The following is a 24,926-nucleotide window of genomic DNA, read 5'->3' as shown; positions in this document are numbered from 1 at the left end:
ATGGCTTATTATGATCACTGGACCTAATGGTTACTCCTCTTCTGTGCTTATGAATATCCTCAGCGGCAATTCCAACAAACTGGAAGATTTGACCGTCCAGCTCAGCACGGGCAAGAAGTCTCTAACCTATAGCGGGTTGGGTGGGGACGTCGGACAGTCTCTGGATCTACGTGCGCAGATTTCGTCAATCGATGGATTTCGTTCCACGATCGATCAAGCACAACTTCAGATTTCCATGATGGATGTATCGTTGCAGCGTCTGGTCGATATTGGCTCTGAGGTCAGTGGTTCGGCGACGTCAACCCAATATGATATCACCGCCGAGAACCAGTCTGTTGGTCAGATGACGGCTGCGACTTTGGTGAAAGAGGCCTTGGGGCTTCTTGATACTGAGGTCGATGGTGATTTTGTGTTTTCAGGCACGACATCCGATGTTCAGCCGACAAGGAGCTACGATCAGATCGTCAATGGTATGACTGGTCAGGATGGTCTGATCACTGTGACCGATGAACGGATGCGTGCCGATGCTGGTAGTGACGGGCGTGGTCGATTGGACCTTTCAACCACCGGCTCGATCATGACAATGTCGGAACAGGTTACCGATTTTGGTTATAAGCTGAGCGCGGTCTCAAGCACTCTGAGTAATGCGACCGTTACGGGCCCTACGGGGAGTCCCGCCAGTATCTCAGTGGCTCTAACGGCGGCGCCTTCGGCTAATGAGGCCATGAGTTTTACCTTTGAACTGCCTGATGGATCGTCCAAAGTGGTGCGTTTGGTTGCTGCCAATGGCATAACGATGCCGGGTGAGGGGAATTTCTCTCTAAATGGCACACCCGATGATATCGCCGCTGCAATCGAAGTTGAGTTGGCCTTTCAGATTGAGCAAAGTGTTGCGACAGAGGGAGAGGCGGCTTCTCGAATACAAGCCGCGCAGGACTTTTTCCTCACCGGAAATGGCGGGGAACCCAAACGCGTTGTTGGTACCCCTGAAACAGCCACCACATTGGATACTGCGACTGCTGCGGGCAAACCAACCGTGAATTGGTATGTGGGAGACAATAGTATCGGAAGTGCTCGTGATACGGCCGTGGCACAGGTCGATAGTCGGCTGGATATATCCTACGGAGCGCGAGCAAATGAAGACAGTATCGCGCGGCAGTTGGCCTATATGACCGCCTTCTCACTGCCTACCTTTGATGAGAATAGCAGCCTGGATAAGAACCGCTACGGTGCTCTTGCCGATGCAATTTCGTCCGGCCTTTCAAGCGTCAATCAGGGTGACGTGGTCAAGACCATTCAAACCCAACTCGGTGTTGCAAGTAAAGTGATGAAGGACGCGGATACGCGGCATATGACGACTACGAGCATGCTTCAGACGGTTTCAGACAATATCGAGGGCGTTGATACGGAAGAGGTCGCGGCGAAAATCATGACCCTGAAAAATACCATAGAAGCCTCCTATCAGGCAGCGTCTATGATGTATCAGTTGACCTTGACCAACTATATTTAGCCTGTTGTGAATAGCACTGGAGCAATTGAAAATGGGTGGCTTAACAGCTGCCCTTTTTGTTCGGTGTCGGTCTGCTTGTGGTTCCTTTGGTGTCTTGATTTATAGGAACTCCACAAACAAAAACTGCGCCGGACCCGTTTGGGCGGCGCAGAAAAATGCGATCATCTGTTTGCGTCTCGCCTAGTTGTTGGCGCGCAGACCTTCAGCAATATTGCGGTTGATATTGATCAGGCTATCCACTGTCTTGGATTGGGGATCCGTCATGATTTCCAAGGTATGGTTGAATGTAAACAGTCCCAGATTGACTAAGTTTTCGCGCAACGGTTTGGGCATTTCATGGTTTTCATCAAGCAGTTCACCAACAAACATAGTCCAGATTTTGCGATTGAAAGTCAGGGCATAATCAAGATCGTCGGGTGTCGATGTTTCCAATTTGGTGCGTTGCAGATATGCGGCTGCCTTAATCAAAAGCGCAGCTTCTCGCTCACGTGGATTTCCTGCCTGGTTACCCGTGTTCTGGTAGGCTTTCGCTGCGGACTGGCTGTACATCCCGGAGTAACTCCTCTTCATACCTAATAAGAGCTTTGGCTTCTTTCAAAGCAGGGTAGAGAGAATTAGTTAATATTTTACTATTTATGGTGTCTACAATCGTTAATGCACTGGGGGCGGCCTGTAAAAAATCGTTGATAAGAGTAAAGTAGGTTTCTTTATGCTTGGAGAGATCCTGGCCCAAATACATCAGCTGAATGCATAGATAAATGCGCCGAGCTGGACTGTTGGCGGTATCGCTCGTCAGGATGTCTTTTTCGCGCAAAATAGGGGCTGTGCCATCGACATATAGTTTGGCGCGATTGTCTCCGTTGGTGATGACGCTGTTGCCAATAATGATGCGCTCGGCGGGGCGAAGTTCTATTTTCAAAGACATAGCAAATCCTGTGTTTTCGCAGTTAGGCCAGCAGCCCACCTTTTTTCCCAGAGCGGTTCCAACGATCCTCATACTGTAGGATGCTGAAGTCTTTCTTTAAACGAGATCACTTATCGCAAAAACCTCGCAATGTTATATGGATAGGCTCTAGTCTAGTTAAAGCGGTATGCAAAGGTCAAAAGGCAAGGGCTGATAAGCTGCTAACCGTAAAAATGAAAAAAGGCGGGGATTTCCCCGCCTTTTCGTATTTTTGTAACGGAGCTTATTAGGCCCGAAGGAAGCTTGTAACGGCTTGGTCTGCTTGAGATGCCAGAGACAGGGCTGTTGTAGACAGCGTCTGACGGGTCTGCAAGGCCAGCATGTTTGCGCCTTCTTCGTTGCCATCGGCCAGAACCAGAGCATCCGCACCGGTTTGAAGGGTGTTGATGGCTTCCTTGGTGTAGTCCTTACGGATCTGCACTGTAGAAAGGTTGGAACCGAAGGTTGATGCCTGCTTGCGCAGTGTTGTTAGAGCGTCTGACAAGGAATCCAGTTTCAGGTTGGATTCATCAGCGCTGAGGGACGTGGCATCGGTCAGGTTCAGACCATCAGAGGTCAGATCGGCAGATGAAATGGTTAGTTCAGATTTGCCTTCATCACGTTTCTCGTTGAAGGCCACAGTCAAGTCATTGCCGGTACCGTTGATCAGGTTGATACCGTTAAAGCTGGAGTCTGCCGCAAGTTGGTCAATTTGATCAAGGATTTCATTGAACTGGGTGACCAGTTCAGCATTGTCCGAGTCAGAGCTAGACGCAATGTTTGAAACTGTAAATATATCCGCTGCACCAGCAGAAGCACCGTTGGTGAATTCTACGTCGGTACCACCTGCGCCGGTTACTGTGGCGCCTTCACCATCGACATCAGCCGAACCGCCAAAGCCGAAGACTGCTGCTACAGAGTCGGACGCAGCTTGAGAAGCACCACCAATCGATTGTAGTGTCAGATCCAGTTTTTCGTTGCCATTTGCTTTCAGATCCAGACGACCATCGTCAGTAATGGATGCGGTAGCAACACCAGAAGCATTGATGTCATCGACAAGATCAGAGATGCTATAGGCATCACCTGTAGTGGTGTCACCGTTGGCATCGTCCAGCGCTTCGCCGGTTGCTGTGAAGTGCTCAGCAAGATTGAATGTGCTGGTGACACCATTTGCTGAGGTTGATGTCAGTGTAATGTCCGCTGCAGAATCAATTCCAAGATTAGTAAGTGTCTGATTTTCAACACGTTCTTGTACGGTTGAACCGGAGGGGGACGATGTGGTGTCTATGGCAGCATCGCCCTGAATGTGGGTACCTTCGCTGGCGCTGTTTGCAGACTGAGCCTGACGGACAGTTGCTTGAGCTGATTCAACCAGATCGGTGATCGCGGTGATACCGTTATCAGCAGATTCAATCGTTTTAATGGAATTTGAAATGCCATCCAGAAGGTTGCCCAAGTCGCTTGCACGGCTGGAAAGACTTTGTGAGGTAAAGAAGTTTGTTGGATTGTCCAACGCAGAGTTCACTTTTTTACCTGTTGCCAGACGGTTCTGCGTGGTGGACATCAAGTCCGCAGTATTTTGCAGGGAGAGGAGGTTCTGGCGCACGCCAGCTGAGAGAGTGATATCCGACGACATGAGATTACCTTTCTGGGTACTCGAATACAAATTGTTTTTGCGCCTCTTTCTGAGGCTTAGTCGGATTTTCGCGAATAATCACTAATTTAGGGTTAATCAAACGTGTCGTGTTAACCTTAATACGTTGTTACCGATTCAAGCTTGAAACTTGGGTAAGTGGAAAGAGTATTTATCTCAAGGGGTTACTCGAGTATAAGGCGATGTTTCCTAAGAAAAAATCTGATATGAAATCGCAGTTTTATGGCCCAAAAAAAACGGGGCCCTGAGGCCCCGTTTCGGCTGTAAATTTGGTTTTGATTAACGAAGGAAGCTAAGCACTGCCTGGTCGGCGGAAGAAGCCAGAGACAGAGCCGTGGTGGACAGAGACTGACGAGTTTGCAGAGCCAACATATTGGCGCCTTCCTCGTTGGTATCTGCCAAAACCAGACTGTCAGCACCGGTTTGAAGAGTATTGATGCTGTCTTTGGTAAAGTCCTGACGAATCTTCACCGTGTTCAGATTTGAACCAAAGGTAGACCCCTGTGTGCGAAGTGTACTCAAGGATTCTGACAAGGCATCAAGTTTCTCGTTGGCTTCATCAGAGCTGAGAGACGTTGCGTCACTTAGGTTCAGACCGGAAGAGGTAAGATCTGCAGACGCAATGGTCAATTCAGACTTGCCTTCATCACGTTTCTCGTTGAACGCCACCGTCAAGTCGTTGCCCAATCCATTGATCAAGTTTTGACCATTGAAGCTGGAGTCAGCCGCAAGCTGGTCGATTTGATCGAGAATTTCATTGAACTGGGTGACCAGATCAGCGTTATCTGAATCAGTGGAGCTGGCAACGTTTGACACTGTAAATGTATCCGCTGCACCAGCAGAAGCACCGTTGGTGAATTCTACGTCGGTACCACCTGCGCCGGTTACTGTGGCGCCTTCACCATCGACATCAGCCGAACCGCCAAAGCCGAAGACTGCTGCTACAGAGTCGGACGCAGCTTGAGAAGCACCACCAATCGATTGTAGTGTCAGATCCAGTTTTTCGTTGCCATTTGCTTTCAGATCCAGACGACCGTCGTCAGTGATGGATGCGGTAGCAACACCAGAGGCATTGATGTCATTGACAAGATCTGAGACGCTATAGGCGTCACCTGTGGTGGTGTCACCGTTGGCATCGTCGAGCGCTTCGCCGGTTGCTGTGAAGTGCTCAGCAAGATTGAATGTGCTGGTGACACCATTTTCTGATGTCGATGTCAGTGTAATGTCCGCTGCAGAATCAATTCCAAGATTGCTAAGCGTCTGGGCTTCGACGCGTTCCTTGACGGTGGTGCCGCTAGGAGATGATGTCGTGTCGATGGAGCCATCACCCTGAATGTGGGTACCTTCGCTGGAGCTGTTGGCAGATTGGGCCTGTTTGACAGTTGACTGGGCACTTTCGACCAGATCAGTGATCGCTTTGATGCCGTTGTCTGCAGCTTCCAGAACCTGGGTGGAGGTGCTGATATTGTCCAGAAGGTTGCTCAGCTCGTTTGCCCGCGTGCCGAGACTCTGTGATGTAAAGAAGTTGCTTGGATTGTCCAGCGCAGAGTTGACTTTCTTGCCGGTAGCAAGACGGTTCTGCGTGGTGGACATCATGTCCGCTGTGTTCTGCAGGGAGAGAAGATTCTGCCGTACGCCGGCGGAAAGAGTAATATCTGACATTTTCCCAAAACCTTTCTGGTTTGTACTCGTGGCCATTACTTGGCCTTCAGGACCATCCTTGGTCTGGGAGAACAATGCGCTTTAAACCAGAATCATTAGTAAAATTATATGGTTAACAGGCGTCAGGGTTAATGCAGGGTTAGTACGGGCAAGGTATGATTAATCAATGATTACTGGCCGCTTGAATTTGCAGAATAGCGTTTGTTTCATGCCTTTGGTGCAATCAAGATGGGTCTGATTGTTGCAGAATGCGGTAGGGACTTTGGTAAATAAAGTGTTCCTCTTGGCAAGACTGAGGCTTTGCTGGATCACAGGGGAGAGGAATTTATTTAAATTTGTCCGATTGAATTATGATTTGCTGAATTTGTGGAAATCTAATGTGCACAACAGCAATCGATTTTTGCGCCAAAACGGAATTCAGACGAGACTCAGGGTTGAGACGCTAAATATTGACTTCAAAATGGGGGCGTTCGTCTTCTTCCGTCTCAGAAGGTTGTGCCTGATAGGCGCGCATATTCATCAGTCCGTCAGCCGATTGGTCGGCTTGCTGTAATTCTTCCAGAGATGATGTGAGTTCACTCAAGTCTTCGCGCGAGAGCAACTGTCTGTTTTTGCGCCGCCGCTTGCGTTCATGTGTTTCTGGCTGTCTGGGATGGCAATCGTCTGCATCGATCTCATCGTAACCGGTGTTGCCATGGGCAAAACGCGTTTTTTGGTCACGGCTAACATCATCTACCGCGTCATCGCTGCTGCCGGGACTTGTTTTCTTGGCCGCCGATTTGCCTTGTACGCTGGCAGGCGGCTGCATTTTCTGGACGGATAGATCCATATCAAGCCTCAAATCGCCATGCTTAAGTAGAAACATTATAGCAGAATTGAAACTTCTTGTCATTTTTGACTGGATTATAGAGCTAATGCTTTGTTACTGAAGTTTATTGCATTGAGAATAGGGGCGTTGTTGGTCGAAAAAGACTACACTGCGCTGTTTGTCAGAGTGAGTGATGCTTGCCGCGATGATCTTTGTTGACCATCAACCAATCTTGCATTTGAGGTAGATAGTCTAATACCGTGCGACCCCATGGAATTCTTAGGCATTTTTGGTCTTCATACCAAGGCACATAATCTTTTCCTAGGCTCTCAGGTAAATGAATCAGATCTGTTCTATGGCTTTTGACACCCATGGTTCCTGCTATATCGCAACAGGTATTGGCTGGGCTTATGAATAGATCCATGCAGGATGTAAAAGCTGCTGTACCTAGCATGTCATCCATCAAATCTAGACCGGGTGCGTGATGGAGCGGAACTGAATGCTTTTTGCTAAACGCCTTTATCTCGTCTTCTTCAGCACTGTATTGAAGATTATAAAACTCAAAACCGGGCATTCTGAGGATCGGGAGCAAGTCTTCTAGTGTAAGATAATTCCGTTCAACCATTGGGTTCTTACTCTTGCTGGACCATGCTAACCCAACCTTGGTGGTTTGAGGATTTTTCATGCAGTCCAGTTGTCGGTAAGGTTCAATGATTGCTTCAGGCAGCGAAAAGGCGCGCGTTAAGTGCTTGAATGAAGCCATATCTGGTCGAAGGATTGTATAAAGGCCAGCCAGTGGCATGTGATAATCGAAATCTTCTTCAATTGGGTCGAAGGTTGCTATTCCTGTCGTATTGGCATTGATATTGTGCAGATTTATTCGATTGTTGGCCATTGTTAGTTTTTGTTTGGGTATGTCGCGCATTTCGATTTCAGGCAGTACTGTTTTTAGAAAAGCCAGGGTTTTGGGCTGTGCAGCCAGAATGATGTGACCGTCTTTTGATAACTCTCTGATAAGCGGTGTATATTTAAATGTGTCTCCAACACCCATGTCCGACCATATGAAAAGTCGCTTTCCAGTCAGAGGTTCGCCGTTCCAAATTGGTTTTTCAAAGTCGAACGTCGCATGTTTGTTATCCATTTTTAAGCGCGCAAATTCGTCTTGTGCTGCTGCGCCAATATTGCCGAGGCATTTGTTCGTAAGGCATCGATTGTGTCGTGCATCCAGAAAATCAGGTTTGGCTTTAAGAGATTTACTGAGGTCTTCCAAGGCCTCGTTGAACTTGCCGAGATAGAAATGGACCCGACCTCTTGCTGCGAGGTATTCGTTGGTCCGTGGAGCATTGTTGGTGCAAAGACCAATGGCAATGTTTAGACGTTCAAGGGCTTTGTCGAAAAATCCCAAATTTTCGAGAGAAGCTGCAATGGTGCGTTGACAGAGAGCATCTTGTGCTACCACCTCACCATGTTCGCTATCATAGGCCAAAATTGCTTCGTGATCGAGTGCTTCAAGATGAAGTTTCAACCAGTTGTGATGCGCCGCGGGGATATAGGGGCGTGCAGAAAGTGCTTGATGGAAGCAGTTCTCAGCCGCATCTACTTGGCCATTCGCGAGATAAATCTCGCCGATGAGTGCGATCATCTTTAGGGCTTCAGGGAAATTATTCTGAAGCTTTTGGGCTAGTTGAACAAGGTCGGCAGGAACCGTATGGTGCTTGTCTTTGGAGTTTGGACGGGTTGGGTTGAGGATGTCCGATGCCATGCCTGAAAGCAATGCAAACCAGGCGTTGGAATTGGTGGGTTGTGCTGTTACGGCACGTTCCAAAAATGGTTGCGCATCTTCAAACATACCGACACGGTTTAGCATCTCTCCGGCTGCCATTTGCAATTGGGTCTGGGAGGTGTCGTGATTTGCTGCTTCAGCCATAAAGAGGGCTGCATCTTTAAGGCGGTTTTGCTGTGTCATGACCTTTGCCAACAACAGCCGAACCTGTAGATAGAGGGTTTTGTCCTTGAGCAGTTTCCGACAGTGTTTTTCTGCTCGAACCGCATTGCCTTTTTGCAGGTCCGCTTGCGCTTTTTTTAGAAGACTAATCGCATTGTTCATCGGGCAGCAGGCTCTGTCTTTTGGATTTTGACGTGTGGCCAAGATTTATGTCTATGTTAGGAAGCGGTATCAATGGACAAGCCGCGACGTTGGGTTACATGCTGAGGCAATTGACCCGACTGTCCGTAGGTGTTGGCTTTGCCGCCTTTTTGAACTTGATCATTGATGTCATGGACAAGCTCAGAGGATACTTCTCGCACTGTGGCGATGACCGCCAGATTGGCTTGCAAAGTGCTTTGGAACATATGATGGCGCCTGGTTAGTTGCTCACTGTCCTGCGGGGCCATTTGTTTCACCAGCGAGGCATTGGCGGTTATGGCTTTTTGCAAAAGCATATACTGGATGGACAGTTGGTTCTTGGCTTCAACCAGATCCAAGGCCTGTTTGACCTTGCCTTCTTTCAAGAGCTTGGTTTCTTCGCCCATAACGTCGTCCAGCGCATCCATAATATGCTCTATAGCGCCAACTAGGCGACGCACATCATCGGGCGAAGCAATGGGAGATTTGGCCAACGTTGCTGCCTGTGTGACAGGACTGGTGGCCTTGTTTTCTTGCTCACTCATATTATTGCTCCACTTCCTGAAGGCTGATCAATTCGCGCATGATGGAATCGGCGATGCCCATGCCACCAGACTTGGTGATGGTATCGGCGTAGGTTTCTGTCAGCAGGCCGCGATAGGTGTCCTCGGCGTAAGAGCCACCAAACGCATCATCTTTTCCGATGCCTTCAAACATAGATGAAAGCATTTGGGTGAGGTAGACACCTTCAAATTGTTCGGCAACCTGTCGGGCTTGTTCCTTTCTGCTGAGATTCTGAAGCGATCCTTGCTCCGTAATCGAATAGGGTGTGGCGTTAACGGTGGTCATTACATCACCTCTATTTCTGCCTGAAGGGCGCCTGAAGCTTTGATGGCTTGAAGAATAGAAATCATATCGCGCGGACCAACGCCAAGGGCATTGAGACCTGAGACAAGATCACGAAGGGGGACACTGCCTTCCAGCAATGCCAGTTTCTTGTCGGTATCGGTGGTGACATCGACTTGCGTCCGCGGCACGACGACTGTCTGCCCGTTGGCTAATGGATTGGGCTGTGCAACCTGTGGAGCCTCAGTGACTGATACGGTCAGATTGCCTTGCGCGATGGCGACAGTGCTAACGCGCACTTCTTGTCCCATAACGATGATACCGGTGGACTCGTCAATAATGATCTTTGCCGGAAGATCCGGTTCTATATTCAATTGTTCAATATCAGTAATCAGGTCGACGATGTTGCCGTTAAAATCCCGTGGTAATGTTAGGCGAACGCCGGAGGGGTTCAGTGGTTCGGCAACCGGTTGTCCAATCAGGTCATTGATGGACTGTGCTATCCTGCGAGCGGTGGTGAGATCTGGATTGCGCAAAGACAGGCGCAGTGTTGACATGCTTGCGAGTTTGAAAGGCAATTCACGCTCCACAATGCCACCGTTGGCAATGCGACCAGATGTTGGAACGCCTTTGGTGACGGCCGCTGCATCGCCTTGAGCCGAGAAGCCTCCAATTGCGACAGGCCCCTGTGCGATTGCATAGGCTTCACCGTCTGCACCCATAAGGGGCGTGACGAGCAATGTGCCGCCTTGCAAGCTATCGGCATCACCCAAGGCGCTGATGGTTACATCGATACGTGATCCTTGTACGGAGAAGGGAGGCAGACTTGCTGTGACCATGACGGCTGCGACATTCTTGGTGTTGAGAGTGACGCCCGAAATGTTGACCCCCATGCGTTCCAACATGGCTTGCAAGCTTTGTTTGGTAAAAGGCGCGTTGGTCAGCGAGTCGCCAGTTCCGTCAAGGCCCACCACCAAACCATATCCAATCAATTGGTTGTCTCTGATGCCTTCAAAATCCACGATGTCTTTTATACGCGACGAGCTATGCGCCGGCATGACAACCAAGAGGAGCGTTGCAAATGTCATCAGGACTAGGGAACGGAATGACATTGAATTAACCTTTTTATACCAACTGATGCAATTTGAAATTCTATCTAATTGTTTTGCAAAGACCGTGCCAATTGTAAAAGGAAGCGTTTATCACTCTATCTCATTGAAAAAAATGTGTTTTACTGTGAAGTGTAGTTCTTCCTTTGCTGCTTGGCAGATCGTGCGCTGCAATAATTGCCCAGTGTATTAACGGCTTGTTAACCGAATAAGTTAATCTTTTCCTTAACAGTTGGTGGCCGATGTTTCGCCAGACAGCATGCCAGTCGCGCATCTCTTGGATGCGACGGGCAATTTTAAGGGATGGTATAATGCGAATTCTGGGTGGTAATGGTGCAAACCAAATCGGTAAAGCCAGTGGCGGTAAGCGCGCACAGAGCACATCCAGTAGTTTTTCTGTGCCTCAGGAGACTGGCGGCGCAAAACAGACGTCAGGGACGATGCAAAGCAGCGCCCTGCATGACGTGTCTTCGCTGCTTGCTCTTCAGGGTGTTGACGATGCTCTTCATGGACGCCGCAAAAAAGCGGTGCGGCGTGGTAATAAAATGCTGGACCTGCTGGAAGAAGTCCGCATGGGCCTGTTGGCCGGCACTCTACCGCGATCAGTTTTGACGCAACTTGAGCGTTTGGTGACTGAGCAGGAAAAAAGCGGAGATGCCCGAATCGATGAGTTGCTTTCGGAAATTGGTTTGCGAGCGCAGGTGGAAATCGCAAAATTGGACCAGAATCGAAAGGCTATGGGATGATATAAGGCGCAAAATTAGCCTAATTGCTGAATTTCACCCAGTTAAATTAAGATCAATTCCAATTATTTTGAATGGATAGTTGTTTGATTGGCTTTGCGCCTTTATATAAAACTCGTCTTTTTATGGGGAACAAGGGGTATCCCATGTCGATCGAGATAGATGATGACTATCGTCCCTCGGACGGTGAGCCTTTCATGAATGAACGGCAGACAGAGTATTTTCGGCGCAAGCTGAAACAGTGGCGTGACGATATCTTGCGGGAAAGCCGCGAGACGTTGCAACATCTTCAAGATGACAGCTCCAATCATCCGGATCTGGTGGATCGGGCGTCATCTGAATCTGATAGATCCATTGAGTTGCGTGCTCGGGATCGTCAACGCAAATTGATTTCCAAAATTGATTCAGCGCTCAAGCGGATTGACGATGGATCCTATGGCTATTGCGAAGCTACGGGGGAGCCCATTGCGCTGAAGCGTTTGGATGCCCGGCCAACAGCAACTCTGTCGGTTGAAGCGCAAGAACGTCATGAGCGTCGGGAAAAAGTCTATCGGGATGATTGAGTCTTGATCGGCAGTCCTGCTTGTTTTAAACATTTATAAGAGGCGCGGATCCCAGAGTTGGATCCGCGCCTTTTTTTGTGCCAAACCAATGTGGGAGCGAAGGTCTGGCAGCTTGGTGGGGAGGCGTTACGGGAATAAGCCTCGCCCGATGTCGGGCCCGGTGGTTGTCGGGCCAGACGGGGAGCGTTGTTTCGTGTCGGTTTCGGGAACCGGAGCGACGTTAGAATGGCAAGATAATATCCATCACCTGTTGGCCATAACGTGGTTGCTGGACATCTGTGATTTGGCCGCGTCCGCCATAGGCTATTCTGGCTTCCGCGATTTTAGCCGACTCGATGGTGTTGTCCGATGAAATGTCCTCTGGTCGCACGATGCCAGCTACAAGCAGCTCTCTGACTTCGAAGTTAACCCGAATTTCCTGACGTCCTTCAATCACCAGATTGCCGTTTGGCAACACTTGCAAAACAACGGCGGCAATCGTGGTTGTGATGCTTTCAGAGCGATCGATTTCGCCACTGCCTTCCGATGATGAAGCAGATGAAGCTTCCGCTAAGGAAGACGCGTCTCCCGTGCCTATCAGTTCGTTGGGAATCACGCTGGCAATACGGGTGCCTATGCTTCCAGCCAAGCCGACATTGTCCGAACCGGAGCGTGAGCGTTTGGAGGTGTTATCCAATTTTGCTGAGTCGGTAATTTCAACCTCGACCGTCAGAATATCACCAACCCTGTTGGCGCGTTGATCCTTGAAGAAGGCGCGCGACCCTGTTTGCCATAAAGAGTTAGGGCTGTAGCTGGCAGGTTCGGTGCTGGTTGGCATGGGCATCTGGACCGGACGGTAGCCTTTTTGCGCTGTCGGGTTTTCAATCGCGGACAAGGCGGGTTGTTTACCGATGTTGCGGAGCCTGTCGCCAGCACCGCAGGCGGTGAGGGAGGTTGCGACCAGACAAAGTGCGAGCACTTGGGCGTGTTTCATTACTCATTGGCTCCCAGGGCCGCAATGATGTTCATAGGCTTGTTGATCTGGAGCAGTCCGGCTCCGACAATTTCACCTCTGATTATTCGACTGGTTTGCAAGTTTTGAACTGTAATCACATCACCCTTGGCGCCTGCCATCAGGGCTTTGCCGCGCATGCTGAGCTTTAGCGCTCCGGTTTGAAACAGGATGGTAACGACGTCTGACCGATTGATGATATCGGGGGCTGTGAAGTAGGAGCTATTTGCGATCATGCCTGCACGCAGTGCCTGACGAGCAGCCATGCCGATGACGTTGGCCATCGGGGCGGGTTTTGACAATAAAACTTCCCGTTTGGGCATGGGTGTCAGAGTAATATCGGAGTCGGTGATAATATCTCCACGGCGAATGTTGCGTGTCATGACTGGAGTGAGGACTGTTTCTGTTGCTCTGCCTGCAATGCGCATGGCGCTTAGGTCTTGACGACCACCAATCTTGAGGCTGGCTGTGAACCGGCCGCTATTTCTGTCAAACCGCAGACTTCTGATATCGAAAGCGCGGGCAGCGCTGGATGCTGCATGCTGGTCCACATAATGGGTGGAGAGCTCGACATTCACTTGGTCTATCGCGGAGACATATCCCTTGGCACGCAGTTGGGTGATCAGGCTGGCAACGATATCACTTTCTGATACCAGCTGAGAATCGCGCAATACTTTTACAGATTGAATGGTCGTGGAAGCAATGTTTGACAGGCCTGCACGTCGCGCGGCTTCGATGACGCGGGATGCACTGATTGTACCGCTTTGTCCGATCGACGGTGCGCGAAAGACGGCCTTGTGAGAAACGTCACCGGCATTATCAAACAGATCGCCAAGGGTTACCAGTTTGCCACTTACGACCACATGGCCTTGCAATTTAGCAGGGTCTTGGTTGATCCCGTTGGTTTGGGATCGTGCATTTGAGGTGGTGGCGGCGGCGAATAGCAGAATGGCGGCGAGCAAAGCACCTGCTGTTCTTGCCCATTTGTAAAAAAGTGTTTTGTTGAGATCGGTTCTCATATCAGCGTCCCTATCTCAGATTAGTGGTTGAAGAGAGCATCTCGTCGGCGGCGCTGATGACGCGTGAATTCATCTCGTAGGCGCGCTGAGCGGCGATCAAATCCGAAATTTCGGACACTGAATTGACGTTGGCCAATTCAAGGTAGCTTTGAAGCAATGTGCCGTATCCGTCATCCGCTGGCGTGGCAACTTGTGGTGTGCCGCTTGCTCCGGTTTCGAGATACAGATTGTCTCCAATGGCGTCGAGACCGGCTTTGTTGACAAATCTTGCCAGCGTCAGTTGCCCCAAAGTCTGTGTCGTGGTGGAGTTTCCTGTTGTCACCTGAACCTCACCATCCGTGCTGATGGTGATGTCGCGGGTATCATCGGGGAATGTAATGCCGGGTTGGACTGTGTAGCCGTCTACTGTGACAAGTTGGCCGGTACTATCAAGTTCAAATGAACCGTCACGGGTGTAACCGGTTCTGCCATCAGGTAGGCTGATTTGGAAAAAGCCTTCTCCACGAATAGCCACATCCAGTTCCTTACTGGTGCTCTCAACGGATCCTTGCGACATAACACGGGCCGTGGCAGCAAGCCGCACGCCTGAACCAATCTGCACGCCGACTGGAACAGTGGTGCCTGATGCTGACGTTGACGATCCTGTGCGGCGCAAATCCTGATAAAGCAGGTCCTGAAACTCGGCTCTCTGCTTTTTGTAGCCGGTGGTGCGCATGTTGGCGATGTTGTTTGATGTGACTTCGACGTTGCGTTCCTGTGCGAGCATGCCTGTGGACGCAATATAAAGAGCTCTCATGGTTCGTCTTCCTTATCTATTGTTGCGTCAAGCAGAAAGCTTGCCCAGAGTATCAATTGCGGTCTGGCGCAATTCCGATGTCTGGCTGAGTGACTTGGCAAGGCTGGCATAGGAGCGGGTGACTTCAATCATTCTCGAGATTTCAACAACACCCTTGACGTTGGATTGTTCAATCCTTCCACCCAAGATGTTGGGTTGCTCTACAGGCGTTGGGTTCTCTCCCGCAAACAAGGAACGGCCTTCTTTTTTGAGGGCTTGCTTGTCTGCAAAGGTCACAACGCTGAAGCGCCCTACATCCCCTCGGTCAGAGGTGATCTGGCCATCTCTTGTGATGTTAACATTGGTGTCTTCGGTTGTGAAAATGATCGGGCCGTCCTGTCCCATTACGGGATAACCGTCGGTGGTTACCAGTTGGCCTTGGGCGTTTATGTCAAATTCGCCGTTGCGCGTGTAGCGGTCTCCGCCGGGCGTTTGGATCGTGAAGAACGAATCCGTGTCGTTGAACGCCGCGTTGACCGGATTGCCGGTGTCAATTACAGATCCGGCTGAGAATTGGTGGGCGATGCGATCGTCATGTACATAAGACAATTCCCGGTCCGAGGGTCGAAATTCGTTCATGCGAGCAACTGGCATGACATATTCTTCAAACATGAGATTGTCGGCCTTATAGCCGGATGTGTTGATGTTTGCCAGATTGTTGGCAATGACATCCATCTTGCGCTGCAAAACCATTTGCCGCGATAGACCTATGAGTTGTGAGTTATCCATAACCGTTAACCACTTTGTTCCCGAATGATGCGCACGCTCGCTCCCCAGCATGGTGCGTTCATGGTTTATTAAGCATGATCCGTGCCAGTTGAAATTCATTATATAAATCAACGATCCATGTCCTCGTTACCCCGCAAGATGGCAGAAAATGCGTGGGTAATACTGCCCAGTGGGAAAAATGTGCCGAGTGGGAATTTGAAAGGTTTTGTTAACTATTTCTGGGCTATTTATTAATAAGCATTAACCAAGATTGATGAATCGTAACTGGACTGGATCCGGATGGCGGACGAAGTAGAAACTGATCAGGAAGAAGGCAGCGAAACCGGCGGGCGTTTCGGCGGCAAGATGAAATTGATCCTCATTGCTGTCGTGGTGTTGCTGGTGTTGCTGGGTGGCGGAGGAGTTGCCTACTATTTCTTGTTCTCTGGTGCATCGGAAGATGTGATTGAGCCTGAGAATGATCCAAATGCCGATCCTGCATCTAAAGCTTACTTTTATGATTTGCCAGAGATGACGGTGAATCTGAATTCGAAGAATCGTAGGGCGCAATATCTGCGCATCAAGGTGTCTCTCGAAATGGTGAGCCATGAACAGGCTCAGAAAATCGAACCTTTTATGCCGCGGGTGCTGGATGCATTTCAAGTGTATTTGCGCGAGTTGAGAACTGCTGATCTGGAAGGGTCAGCCGGGCTCTTCCGGCTCAAGCGGGAACTGTTGAAACGGATCAATGACTCGATTTATCCGGTCAAGGTGAATGATATTCTGTTTAGGGAAATCCTTATCCAGTAGGGTGTGCGATGGCTGATGAAGACGAAGATGAAGGCGTAGATCTGATGGCCGATTGGGGCGCTGCTCTTGAAGAGCAGGGTGCCGGTAATGCTGATGAGATGGCCGCGCAATGGGCCGCGATGATCGACGAGCCTGCTGGTGGAGAAGAAGGCTCCACCCGTGGTGCCGACCGTGTGCTCAATCAGGAAGAAATCGATAATCTACTCGGTTTTAGTCTTGATGACGGATTTGCAGGTGAGCGCAGTGGTGTGCGCGCCCTGATCGATTCCGCCATTGTTTCTTACGAACGTCTGCCAATGCTTGAAATCGTCTTCGACCGTTTGGTTCGGATGACGACGACCAGTTTGCGTAACTTTACTTCTGATAACGTCGAGGTCTCTCTTGATTCCATCACTTCAATTCGGTTCGGAGATTATCTAAACTCAATTCCATTGCCTGCTATTCTGACTGTTTTTAAAGCCGAGGAATGGGATAACCTTGGTTTGATTACTGTTGATTCGAGCCTGATTTATTCGATTATCGATGTTTTGCTTGGTGGAGGGCGCGGTACGTCAGCCATTCGTGTGGAGGGGCGTCCCTACACCACAATCGAGCTTAATCTGGTGCGCCAGATGATTGAAATTGTTCTGGAAGATGCAGAGGCAGCATTCGCACCTCTTTCTCCGGTCAATTTTACGCTGGAACGGCTAGAGACCAATCCGCGGTTCGCTGCTATTTCGCGTCCAGCCAATGCTGCGATCTTGGTTGAATTGCGGATTGATATGGAAGACCGCGGTGGCAAAATTGAAATGCTGCTGCCGTATGCAACGATCGAGCCGATTCGTGACATGCTGTTGCAGATGTTCATGGGCGAAAAATTCGGTCGTGACCCTATTTGGGAAGGGCATTTGGCGACAGAAGTCCATGCGTCTGAAGTGCAGGTTGATGCTGTGCTGTTTGATCGGCAAATGTCTTTGAATGACGTAATGAAATTGGATGTTGGGCAGACCTTGATGCTGGAAAGTGGCCCGAATGATCCGATTAATATCAAGTGTGGTGGTGTTCATTTGACCAACGGGGTTATGGGACAGCACAACGGAAATATTTCAGTTCAAGTATCAAGCAAATTGGCAAAACCAAAAATGTCGTTAGCTGCATTTGAAAAAGCCGCGCAAGGCGGAACCGGGAAGGGTGAGTAAATGACTGTAGGGATGATGATTGAATTGCTCGTCGCATTTTTGCTCGTTCTGACGATCGGTTATTGCATGACGTTGAATAAGCGATTGAAGCGGCTGCGCAACGATGAAGAGGCGTTGCGTGCGACTATTGCCGAGTTGATCACTGCGACCGAAATTGCAGAACGTGCCATCTTGGGCCTGAAGGCCACGGCTGGCGATTGTGATAAAAACTTGACTCATCGGTTGATGGAAGCGGAACGTCTGTCTTCTGATCTACAATATTATGTGTCGCAAGGTGATGGTGTTGTTGGCCGGTTGGTGAAGATATCTGATGCCGTCCGTGGCGCTGCGCCCAAACGGCAGTCCGTGGGTCGACAAGCCATTGAGCGCGATTATAATTATGAAGTCTCCGACGCTCATTATCCACCAGTCGATGCTCCTTATCCGGACTATGAGCGCTCTGTCTCTGCGCCCGTGGTAGAATCCGTGGAAGGTCCCCGTCGTCTCAAGGATGTGGCGGCCGCCACGTCAGAACGCTTGATGGCTATTCGGCAAAAAAGAGGTGTCGCGGCATGACCAGTGTTCGCCTCCTTCCTGTAGTCTTGATTGCGGTCATTGGCTTGTTCTTTGTTAAGATTACACATTTGGTTGCCAACAGTGATACATTTAGCGGCTCAACCACGCAGGCTTTGGCACAAGAAACGCCCGGTGTACAACAGGCTGAACCTACTGCAGAAAGCGAAACCAGTGCCGCTGTTGATAATGCTGATGTGCAGCAAGACACAAGTGCGGAAGAGCCCACTGGATTTGTTGATGGCATGAAGGTCGATCCATCGCGCAGTTCCCGCTCGGAATTGGCTCTGTTGGAACGTCTGGCTCTTCGCAGGGACGAATTGACAGAACGCGAAAAGAGCTTGGAAATGCGTGAGGCGCTTTTAAAGGCAGCTGAAAAGCGCCTTCAACAACGCGTTGATGAACTCAGGTCATTGGAAGACTCAATCAAGCTTGCGTCTAACAAACGCAATAAAGAGCAGGAAGAAGATCTGGGCAAACTGGTCTCGATGTACCAGACAATGAAACCAAAGCAGGCTGCAAAGATCTTTGAGGTTTTGGAACCGAATGTCCTTCTCGAGATTGTGAAGATTATGAACCCGCGTAAAATGTCGGCCATTCTGGGACAGATGAAAGCCAGTTCAGCCAGTGCCCTCAGTCTTGCGATTGCTCAGGGTAACAGTTTGGAAGATGACGTCGAGTCCATGGGCATGGATGCGCTTCCTCAGATCGGCAATTGAGTTTGCCAATTTAGGGTGGATTTCTTTATTGGTCTTGGTAAGTGACGATAAAGCATTTGAGCTTATAGTGGTCTCCAATGTCGTCAGGTTGGCCTTTCCATGTGCCCAATCTTTCCAGGATCAGAGATCTGTTGATGCGGATACAGTATATGTCGATACCAGCTCAGCGAAGCAAGTTGACCCAGCGAGGCTCTCAAAGCCGCGCGGTTGATGTTGTGTGTCGGGCTATGATTTTGATGCTTTTTACCGCTGCTTTGATCTTTGCCAGTGGTATGACCGGTTCTCAAGTGGTCCATGCCCAGCAGTCTCCGGCTGATGTTGGCGAACTGATCATCAGTCCATCTCAAGAGAATGGTTTTGGCCGCGTTGTCCTGAATTTTTCGGGTCGAAATTTGCTGCCCGGTTACTCGATCAAGCAAGATAACAGCATTTTTGTCATTCGCTTCGACGAACGCATGAAGTCTGGCGCGGTGACGGCCTTATCTCGTGCATTGTCCGATTACATTTCGATTGCGCGTCTGGATCCCGATGGCAAAGGCATTCGCATTGCACTCAAAGAGAATGTGCGCGTCAATACGATGGAAGCGGGCGAACGTTTGTTCATCGATCTATTGCCCCGAAACTGGGCAGGATTGCCGCCTTCTTTGCCGTCTGAAGTCGTGACTGAGCTTGCCAATCGGGCCGAGGAGGCGTTGCGGCGTGCTCGCTCTTTGGAGCAGGCAAGCAAAGCAACTCGCATTCAGCCTAAACTTGATATCCGTATTGGGGATCATCCTACCTTTTCTCGGTTTGCTTTTGTCTGGAACATTCCTTTTGATTCAACATTTGAACGAGAGGGAAAGCAGGTAAATCTGTTTTTCAATCACGCAACGAATGTTGATTTGTCCGAGATCCGTGCTTCTTTGCCATCGCTGGTGCAAGATATGCGGATGATTATGGAGAATGGGCGGGCCAAATTTACCCTTGAAGTGGCGAAAAATGCCGATGTGCGGGCTTTTCGCGAAGATAATGCCTATATCGTTGATATTACGGGTGACAAGGACTTGTTCGCGGCCAAGAGTGTTGAGGATCATATCACGCGGGCTGTATCCAAACCCGGAGATACTGGCGTATTGGTCGCGCGTGGTGTTGACCTGATTGCCGCTGATGGTTCCCTTCTGCCTCAAACTAATATTGATGGTGTTGGCGAGCGCATTGGTGGTTCTTCCAAGGAAACGCGGCTCATTATTGGGCCCGGACCCAATAAACCGGACGAAAATGCCTCGCTCTTTACCAATGCACAGGTTACCAAGCCGATTGTTCCGACCCAAGTGACCGGGCAAACGACAAGTCAAGCGCCTACTCAACAGCAAACTCCTGCTATGGGAATGCCTCAGCCCAAGCCTGAAGCCAAGGTTGAGACGCCATTGCCAGTTGTGAATGAGGTTATCCCGGCTGCGGATACCGTGCTTGTTACATCGGCAGTTCAAGATGTTCTTCAGCCGGCACCTGCGCCTGAATTCACACCAGCTCCCGCTCCCGAACGAGGCAATGCCGAGCGCATGAATGGCACGGGAGAGGACCTGTCTTCGCAAGCCTTGCATGTGGAAGCCAAAACCTTTGGTCGTTCCGTAAGACTGTATTTTCCGTTCAAGAACCCCACAGCCTCAGCTGTGTTCCGCAAGAACGGCGTGATCTGGGCCGTGTTTGATACGACGCTGGATCTGGATGTAACTGGTGCGAAACAGTATCTGGCGTCCATGGCGGATGATCTGGAAGTCTGGCGATCTGGTAACATCGCGGTCTTGAGAGTGCCGTTGAAAAATTCCCGGTTGGTGACATTTTCGCCAGAGGGCTACGGTTGGTTGCTGACGATCGGAGATCTGGTCGTCGAGCCGACAAAGCCCTTGCATATGGTCAGAACAAAGATAAGCGGTGGCCGCACTGCTATGCGCGTCAAGTTCGATACTGTTGGCTCTTTATTGCAGTTGCGCGATCCAGAAACGGGAGAGACGTTGCATGTTGTTACGGGGCTTGGGCCTGCACGCGGTTTTGTTAAAGCGCAACGATTCGTCGATTTTTCAACTTTGATATCTGCTCACGGGATTGCTGTTTCCCAGCATGTGGATGATTTGCAAGTCGCACGTGATGAGGGTTTTGTCTATATCAGTTCGGTTAGTGGACTATCCTTGTCCAATTCTGAAGTCAGTAAAATTGATGTCAGTTCCCTAACAAGCAATCAGGGCAAAACCAGAGAAACATTTCTGGATTTGGACAAATCCGTCGCAAAGACCCCTGTAATCTTTATTCGCCAACGTCAAGAATTGGAACGTAAATTGTCCAAGCTTGATGATCTGATGGCAATCCAGAGCCAAATGGCCTTGGCCAAATTACTGGTCGCCAACGGGTATGCGTTTGAGGCACTGGGCCATCTTCAGATGATTGAACAGTCTGCACCTGAATTTGCACGAGGGAAGGAATTTCGTACGCTTTTCTCAGCCGCCGAAGTGTTTGCGGGGCGACCAGATTCGGCCTATCGACGCTTGAACCATCCTGAATTTCTTAATGACCCCGATGCTTCTGTCTGGCGAGGGTTGGCTGCAGCGCGTTCTGGTCGCTGGCGAGAGGCCGAGGATGCGCTGGATTTGGCATCAACGGTTGCCAGTGACTATGGCAACAAAGTGCGCCAAATGTTGCTGCTTGATGGTGTGGAAATTTCTCTTCTTGACCAACAGTTTGACCGTGGTTCGGCTGCTTTGGCTGAGATCAATCCGACTTATCTCGATAAAGAAGGCATCGCCCGCTTTAATCTGTTGCGCGGGAAAATTGCCGTTGCCCGTAACCAGCCAAAGGAAGCCTTTGAATCGTTTAACGCTGCGCGGGAAACAAAATATTTGCCCATTGCCAACGATGCTTGGTTGCAAGATATCAAACTGCGGCAGCAGGAGAATGTGATCGATGTTGACGAGGCTATTGATGAACTTGAAAGCCTGACTGCGATTTGGCGAGGCGATGATGTCGAGCTGAATGCTTTGCGTTCGCTTGCCCATTTTTATGTCGATAAGGGCGCGTTTCGCAGTGCCTTTGAAACCTTGAAGTCTACAGCGAGTTCCAATCCCAACTCCGATATCTCGCGTGTTCTGCAAGAAGAAATGAATGCGGTTTTTTCTTCTCTGTTTTTGGATGGAGAAGTCAAAGGTTTGTCGGCCATCAAGGCGCTTTCCCTCTATTATGATTTTCGTGAGTTGACGCCAGTTGGTCGGCGAGGCGACGAAATGGTGCGTCGTTTGGCTGATAAGCTGGTGGAAGTTGATTTGTTGGATCGCGCCGCAGATCTTTTGAAGCATCAGGTGGAAAACAGGTTGAAGGGTGCAGCTCGGTCACAGATCGCTGCGGATCTGGCATTGATCTATTTGTTGGATAGCAAACCCAATTTGGCTCTGGATACGTTAAGACGAACCCGTCAATCGCAGTTACCATTGTCTCTTGAAAGACAGCGGCGTTTGGTGGAAGCCAAAGCGCTGGCTGAGTTGAACAAGGTCAGTCTTGCGTTGGATCTTCTCAAGCCGCTGGAAGGGGAAGATATTGATCAGCTGCGGGCTGACATCATGTGGCGAGCAAAACGGTGGCAAGATGCAGCAGAGCAAATAGAATTGATGCTTGGTGAACGCTGGAGCAGTGCCAACAGCCTTGATCAGGGTGAGCAGACCAATATATTGCGAGCCGGGATTGCTTATAGTCTGGCCGACGACAAGCTTGGGTTGGATCGTTTGCGGCGTAAATATGCTGAACGTATGTCCAACACCTCGGTGTCTGGGGCGTTTGATGTTGTGACCCTGCCAATCCAACGCGATGGACAGGAGTTTCAGGCCATTGCACAGGAAATTGCCGGTATCGACACGATGGAACGGTTTTTAAAAGAGTACCGTGCGCGTTATCTCAACACCGGCAACAGTTCGGATAATGCTGACGCCGTGACCAATGCTGATCCCGCTGGTTTGGCACCAAAATCTGATGCACCGACGACGCCTCAAGTCTGATCTTGTCCAAATACTATCGCGGGCTGGTGCAAAGTCTATGAGCCCAAAAAGCTTTTCACCAGTGACCCTGTGATCAGGTTCCAACCATCCACCAAAACAAAGAAAATCAGTTTGAACGGCAGAGAAATCACGACAGGTGGCAGCATCATCATGCCCATAGACATCAAGATCGAAGCGACAACCAAATCGATAATGATGAACGGTAGAAAGACAAGAAAGCCAATTTCAAAAGCGCGTCTCAATTCGCTGATCATGAATGCCGGAACAAGCACGCGCAGGCTGATGTCCTCTGGAGTTTCTGGTGTTTCCTGTCTTGCGATATCGAGAAACAGTGCCAGATCATTTTCTCTCACATGCTGCCGCATGAAAGTGTGAAACGGCTTTGCTGACAGTTCAAAGGCTTCCGGTATTTCGATGCTGCCAGCCACGAGTGGCTCAATACCGGTGGTGTAAGCCTCTTCGAAGGTGGGGGCCATAATAAAGGCCGTCAAAAACAGCGCCAGACTGACCATGACAGTGTTTGGAGGCGCAGTTTGCAAGCCTATTGCGGAGCGAAGAAGGGACAAAACCACGACAATGCGCGTGAATGAAGTCACCATTATTAAAATCGACGGAGCCAGTGATAGAACCGTGATCAGGGCGACCAATTGCATGGCGCGTTCGGTGAGCGTGATGTCGTCACCAAAGCCGATGGTCATTTGTTGAGCCATGGCTGGATTAGACAACAGTGTTACCAAACCTGCTATACCCACCAGCAATAGCCAGCCGCAAATGCGCATGCTACGCGACAGGCGCTTGGTTCGTGGCGCCCTATGCGGCTCGTCCGTTTCGTGACGAGCGGTCAAAGTTGCTTTGGTCATCTTTTGTTGTCGCCTGACAGTTCACTGAGCAAACGATTGATTTCGTCATCATAGGATTTTTCAGGCGCTGCTTGGGAGTTTGGAGATTTTTTCAGGTTTGCTTCACTATCGCTCTGAGAGAGCTTTGGTTGTTGTGGCTGTTGTGGTTGAGCAAACTCGCCTGATCCACTGGTCGTGCGCGGCGCATCAACTCCACCGGTTCTGGCATCGGGTCTGGCATCGTTAGACGAGGCAGACTGGACTTTGCTTTCTGTTCTCACTGCGGGGGCCGCCGGTTTGCTGTTCTGCTGATAGCTCTCTGGTGCGGTCCACTGTGGCTCATTCTGCATTTGTGGAGGAATTGCCGGCGCTTTGATCTGTGTTGGCGCAGGTGTTTCTATTTGATTGTTGTCGGCTGTTTTGCTGTTTGTTTGGTCGTTTTCTTTGGAGGCCGCTTTAGGGGCTTCAGGCTGAGGTGGATTGCTTTGTGTTGCCTGTGGCGCCGTGGCTTTAGCAGGGGTCTCAGCTTTGGTGTCGGTCGAGTCTGTGTCATTCGAGCGGCCTCGGCCAAGCAGAGAGGATGAGGCTGTCGTTGCCAGTATGGCTGCACTCTTGGCAAGTGTAGGTTTCTCGGGCTGTTCATCGCTCATGCTCGCCTTGACCGCAGGTGCAGGGCGTGCGGTCGAGGCGGTATTGGCTGAGGTTGATGCTTGTGGTGTCTGTGGCCGGAGTGATGTCTGGGATTTTGCTAACGGCGTACCTGGCACGGGTCCTGCGGCTGATTGCGGGGGAAGCGGTCTTTGAGGCTGAGCGACTGTGCGTGGTTGTGCTGGATGTTGGCCAAAGGGGAGTTGAGATGTGGGCTGCTGTGCTGCCGGGCTCTGGACTGCCGGGCTCTGGGCAAAAGGCTGCTGCGGAATGTGATGCTCCACGAGGAGATCATTCTCTCCACCGATCAGGAGCAAATGTTCAACTTGATCACGGCGAACCAAAACCAAGCGCCTCTTGTGGTCAACCTGTACGGCTTCCCTAATGGAAAGGCGAGGATCTTCACCGTCTCTGGCAATGCGTGCGGACACGACGCTGACTTTCTTGAGCACCCACGTTAGGGCAAAAATCAGCAAAAGGACGACTCCAAGTCCAAAAACAACGAGTACAAGATAGTTTAGATTATCTTGGGGCATGGGTGCTTCCAATCTTCATTTCTCGCTGGCCTCGCTTGGTCGGTGAGGTCCGGCATGTCTGCAAGCGAATCTCTTTTCGCACGGTCATTTTAACCTTATTGAAATAATT

Annotated in this window: 23 protein-coding genes; 8 read left to right on the top strand and 15 right to left on the bottom strand. The window is 50.1% G+C overall.

From position 1 onward, the window contains the following. Positions 1-10: 10 nt before the first annotated feature. On the top strand, positions 11-1,510 hold the full coding sequence (locus C0081_RS01025) for a hypothetical protein (protein WP_101531939.1): 1,500 nt from the start codon (positions 11-13) through the stop codon (positions 1,508-1,510). Between the two features lie 180 nt (positions 1,511-1,690). Here the strand turns inward: C0081_RS01025 and flaF are convergent, their stop codons facing one another. The 9 genes from flaF to C0081_RS00980 all read right to left on the bottom strand — a co-directional run bounded on the left by flaF (position 1,691) and on the right by C0081_RS00980 (position 10,660). Continuing rightward, positions 1,691-2,059, bottom strand: coding sequence for a flagellar biosynthesis regulator FlaF (gene flaF, locus C0081_RS01020; RefSeq protein ID WP_101531938.1), 369 nt, complete (start codon positions 2,057-2,059; stop codon positions 1,691-1,693). Next, positions 2,016-2,435, bottom strand: coding sequence for a flagellar biosynthesis repressor FlbT (gene flbT / locus C0081_RS01015; RefSeq protein ID WP_101532333.1), 420 nt, complete (start codon positions 2,433-2,435; stop codon positions 2,016-2,018). The genes flaF and flbT overlap by 44 nt, the downstream gene beginning before the upstream one ends. Before the next feature lie 265 nt (positions 2,436-2,700). Continuing rightward, positions 2,701-4,089 (bottom strand): flagellin N-terminal helical domain-containing protein, encoded by a 1,389-nt coding sequence (locus tag C0081_RS01010; RefSeq protein WP_101531937.1) that lies wholly within the window; start codon positions 4,087-4,089, stop codon positions 2,701-2,703. A gap of 297 nt (positions 4,090-4,386) precedes the next feature. Continuing rightward, on the bottom strand, positions 4,387-5,769 hold the full coding sequence (locus C0081_RS01005) for a flagellin N-terminal helical domain-containing protein (RefSeq protein WP_180966691.1): 1,383 nt from the start codon (positions 5,767-5,769) through the stop codon (positions 4,387-4,389). 442 nt (positions 5,770-6,211) lie between these two features. Beyond that, positions 6,212-6,598: a hypothetical protein gene (locus C0081_RS01000; protein WP_101531935.1), complete on the bottom strand. Its 387-nt coding sequence runs from the start codon at positions 6,596-6,598 to the stop codon at positions 6,212-6,214. A 160-nt stretch (positions 6,599-6,758) separates the two neighbouring features. After that, positions 6,759-8,684, bottom strand: coding sequence for a tetratricopeptide repeat protein (locus C0081_RS00995; protein WP_101531934.1), 1,926 nt, complete (start codon positions 8,682-8,684; stop codon positions 6,759-6,761). A gap of 56 nt (positions 8,685-8,740) precedes the next feature. Next, a complete protein-coding gene (locus C0081_RS00990) occupies positions 8,741-9,247 on the bottom strand; it encodes a hypothetical protein (protein ID WP_101531933.1) in 507 nt (168 codons plus the stop codon). A 1-nt stretch (position 9,248) separates the two neighbouring features. Further along, complete coding sequence (locus C0081_RS00985) at positions 9,249-9,551, bottom strand: rod-binding protein (RefSeq protein WP_101531932.1); 303 nt, start codon at positions 9,549-9,551, stop codon at positions 9,249-9,251. Then, positions 9,551-10,660: a flagellar basal body P-ring protein FlgI gene (locus C0081_RS00980; protein WP_101531931.1), complete on the bottom strand. Its 1,110-nt coding sequence runs from the start codon at positions 10,658-10,660 to the stop codon at positions 9,551-9,553. The genes C0081_RS00985 and C0081_RS00980 overlap by 1 nt, the downstream gene beginning before the upstream one ends. Before the next feature lie 308 nt (positions 10,661-10,968). On the opposite strand from C0081_RS00980, the gene C0081_RS00975 reads away from it, so the two are divergent. Together C0081_RS00975 and dksA are read left to right on the top strand one after the other, a co-directional pair. After that, positions 10,969-11,403 (top strand): flagellar assembly protein FliX, encoded by a 435-nt coding sequence (locus C0081_RS00975; RefSeq protein ID WP_180966690.1) that lies wholly within the window; start codon positions 10,969-10,971, stop codon positions 11,401-11,403. A gap of 143 nt (positions 11,404-11,546) precedes the next feature. Further along, the gene (gene dksA / locus C0081_RS00970; RefSeq protein WP_101532332.1) at positions 11,547-11,963 is read left to right on the top strand and encodes an RNA polymerase-binding protein DksA; all 417 of its coding nucleotides are present in this window, start codon (positions 11,547-11,549) and stop codon (positions 11,961-11,963) included. A gap of 220 nt (positions 11,964-12,183) precedes the next feature. Here dksA and flgH read toward each other — a convergent pair whose 3' ends face one another. From flgH to C0081_RS00950, 4 genes are read right to left on the bottom strand one after another with little or no spacing between them, the layout of a single operon-like run. Then, positions 12,184-12,936: a flagellar basal body L-ring protein FlgH gene (gene flgH / locus C0081_RS00965; protein WP_101531929.1), complete on the bottom strand. Its 753-nt coding sequence runs from the start codon at positions 12,934-12,936 to the stop codon at positions 12,184-12,186. Then, complete coding sequence (gene flgA / locus C0081_RS00960) at positions 12,936-13,973, bottom strand: flagellar basal body P-ring formation chaperone FlgA (protein ID WP_101531928.1); 1,038 nt, start codon at positions 13,971-13,973, stop codon at positions 12,936-12,938. Before flgA ends, flgH begins: the two co-directional genes overlap by 1 nt. A gap of 10 nt (positions 13,974-13,983) precedes the next feature. Further along, complete coding sequence (flgG, locus tag C0081_RS00955; RefSeq protein WP_101531927.1) at positions 13,984-14,769, bottom strand: flagellar basal-body rod protein FlgG; 786 nt, start codon at positions 14,767-14,769, stop codon at positions 13,984-13,986. A gap of 27 nt (positions 14,770-14,796) precedes the next feature. Continuing rightward, on the bottom strand, positions 14,797-15,537 hold the full coding sequence (locus C0081_RS00950; protein ID WP_180966689.1) for a flagellar hook-basal body complex protein: 741 nt from the start codon (positions 15,535-15,537) through the stop codon (positions 14,797-14,799). Between the two features lie 279 nt (positions 15,538-15,816). On the opposite strand from C0081_RS00950, the gene C0081_RS00945 reads away from it, so the two are divergent. From C0081_RS00945 to C0081_RS00925, 5 genes are all read left to right on the top strand, one after another. Next, on the top strand, positions 15,817-16,326 hold the full coding sequence (locus tag C0081_RS00945; RefSeq protein WP_101531925.1) for a flagellar basal body-associated FliL family protein: 510 nt from the start codon (positions 15,817-15,819) through the stop codon (positions 16,324-16,326). Between the two features lie 8 nt (positions 16,327-16,334). Next, positions 16,335-17,504 carry a flagellar motor switch protein FliM gene (fliM, locus tag C0081_RS00940; protein ID WP_101531924.1) on the top strand — a complete coding sequence of 390 codons (1,170 nt, stop codon included), beginning with the start codon at positions 16,335-16,337 and terminating at the stop codon, positions 17,502-17,504. Continuing rightward, entirely contained in the window at positions 17,505-18,059 is a 555-nt protein-coding gene (locus C0081_RS00935; RefSeq protein WP_101531923.1) for a DUF6468 domain-containing protein, read from the top strand. Beyond that, a complete protein-coding gene (locus tag C0081_RS00930) occupies positions 18,056-18,775 on the top strand; it encodes a MotE family protein (RefSeq protein WP_101531922.1) in 720 nt (239 codons plus the stop codon). Before C0081_RS00935 ends, C0081_RS00930 begins: the two co-directional genes overlap by 4 nt. Before the next feature lie 149 nt (positions 18,776-18,924). Then, positions 18,925-22,794, top strand: a complete 3,870-nt coding sequence (locus tag C0081_RS00925; RefSeq protein ID WP_101531921.1) for a tetratricopeptide repeat protein — start codon at positions 18,925-18,927, stop codon at positions 22,792-22,794. Positions 22,795-22,829: 35 nt separating this feature from the next. Here the strand turns inward: C0081_RS00925 and fliP are convergent, their stop codons facing one another. Beyond that, positions 22,830-23,573, bottom strand: coding sequence for a flagellar type III secretion system pore protein FliP (gene fliP, locus C0081_RS00920; RefSeq protein WP_101532331.1), 744 nt, complete (start codon positions 23,571-23,573; stop codon positions 22,830-22,832). A 77-nt stretch (positions 23,574-23,650) separates the two neighbouring features. After that, entirely contained in the window at positions 23,651-24,817 is a 1,167-nt protein-coding gene (locus C0081_RS00915; protein WP_101531920.1) for a flagellar biosynthetic protein FliO, read from the bottom strand. Positions 24,818-24,926 lie beyond the last annotated feature (109 nt).

This window comes from Cohaesibacter celericrescens (assembly GCF_002866925.1).
GTDB classification, from domain to species: domain Bacteria; phylum Pseudomonadota; class Alphaproteobacteria; order Rhizobiales; family Cohaesibacteraceae; genus Cohaesibacter; species Cohaesibacter celericrescens.
This window is presented reverse-complemented; position numbering and strand designations above follow the sequence as displayed.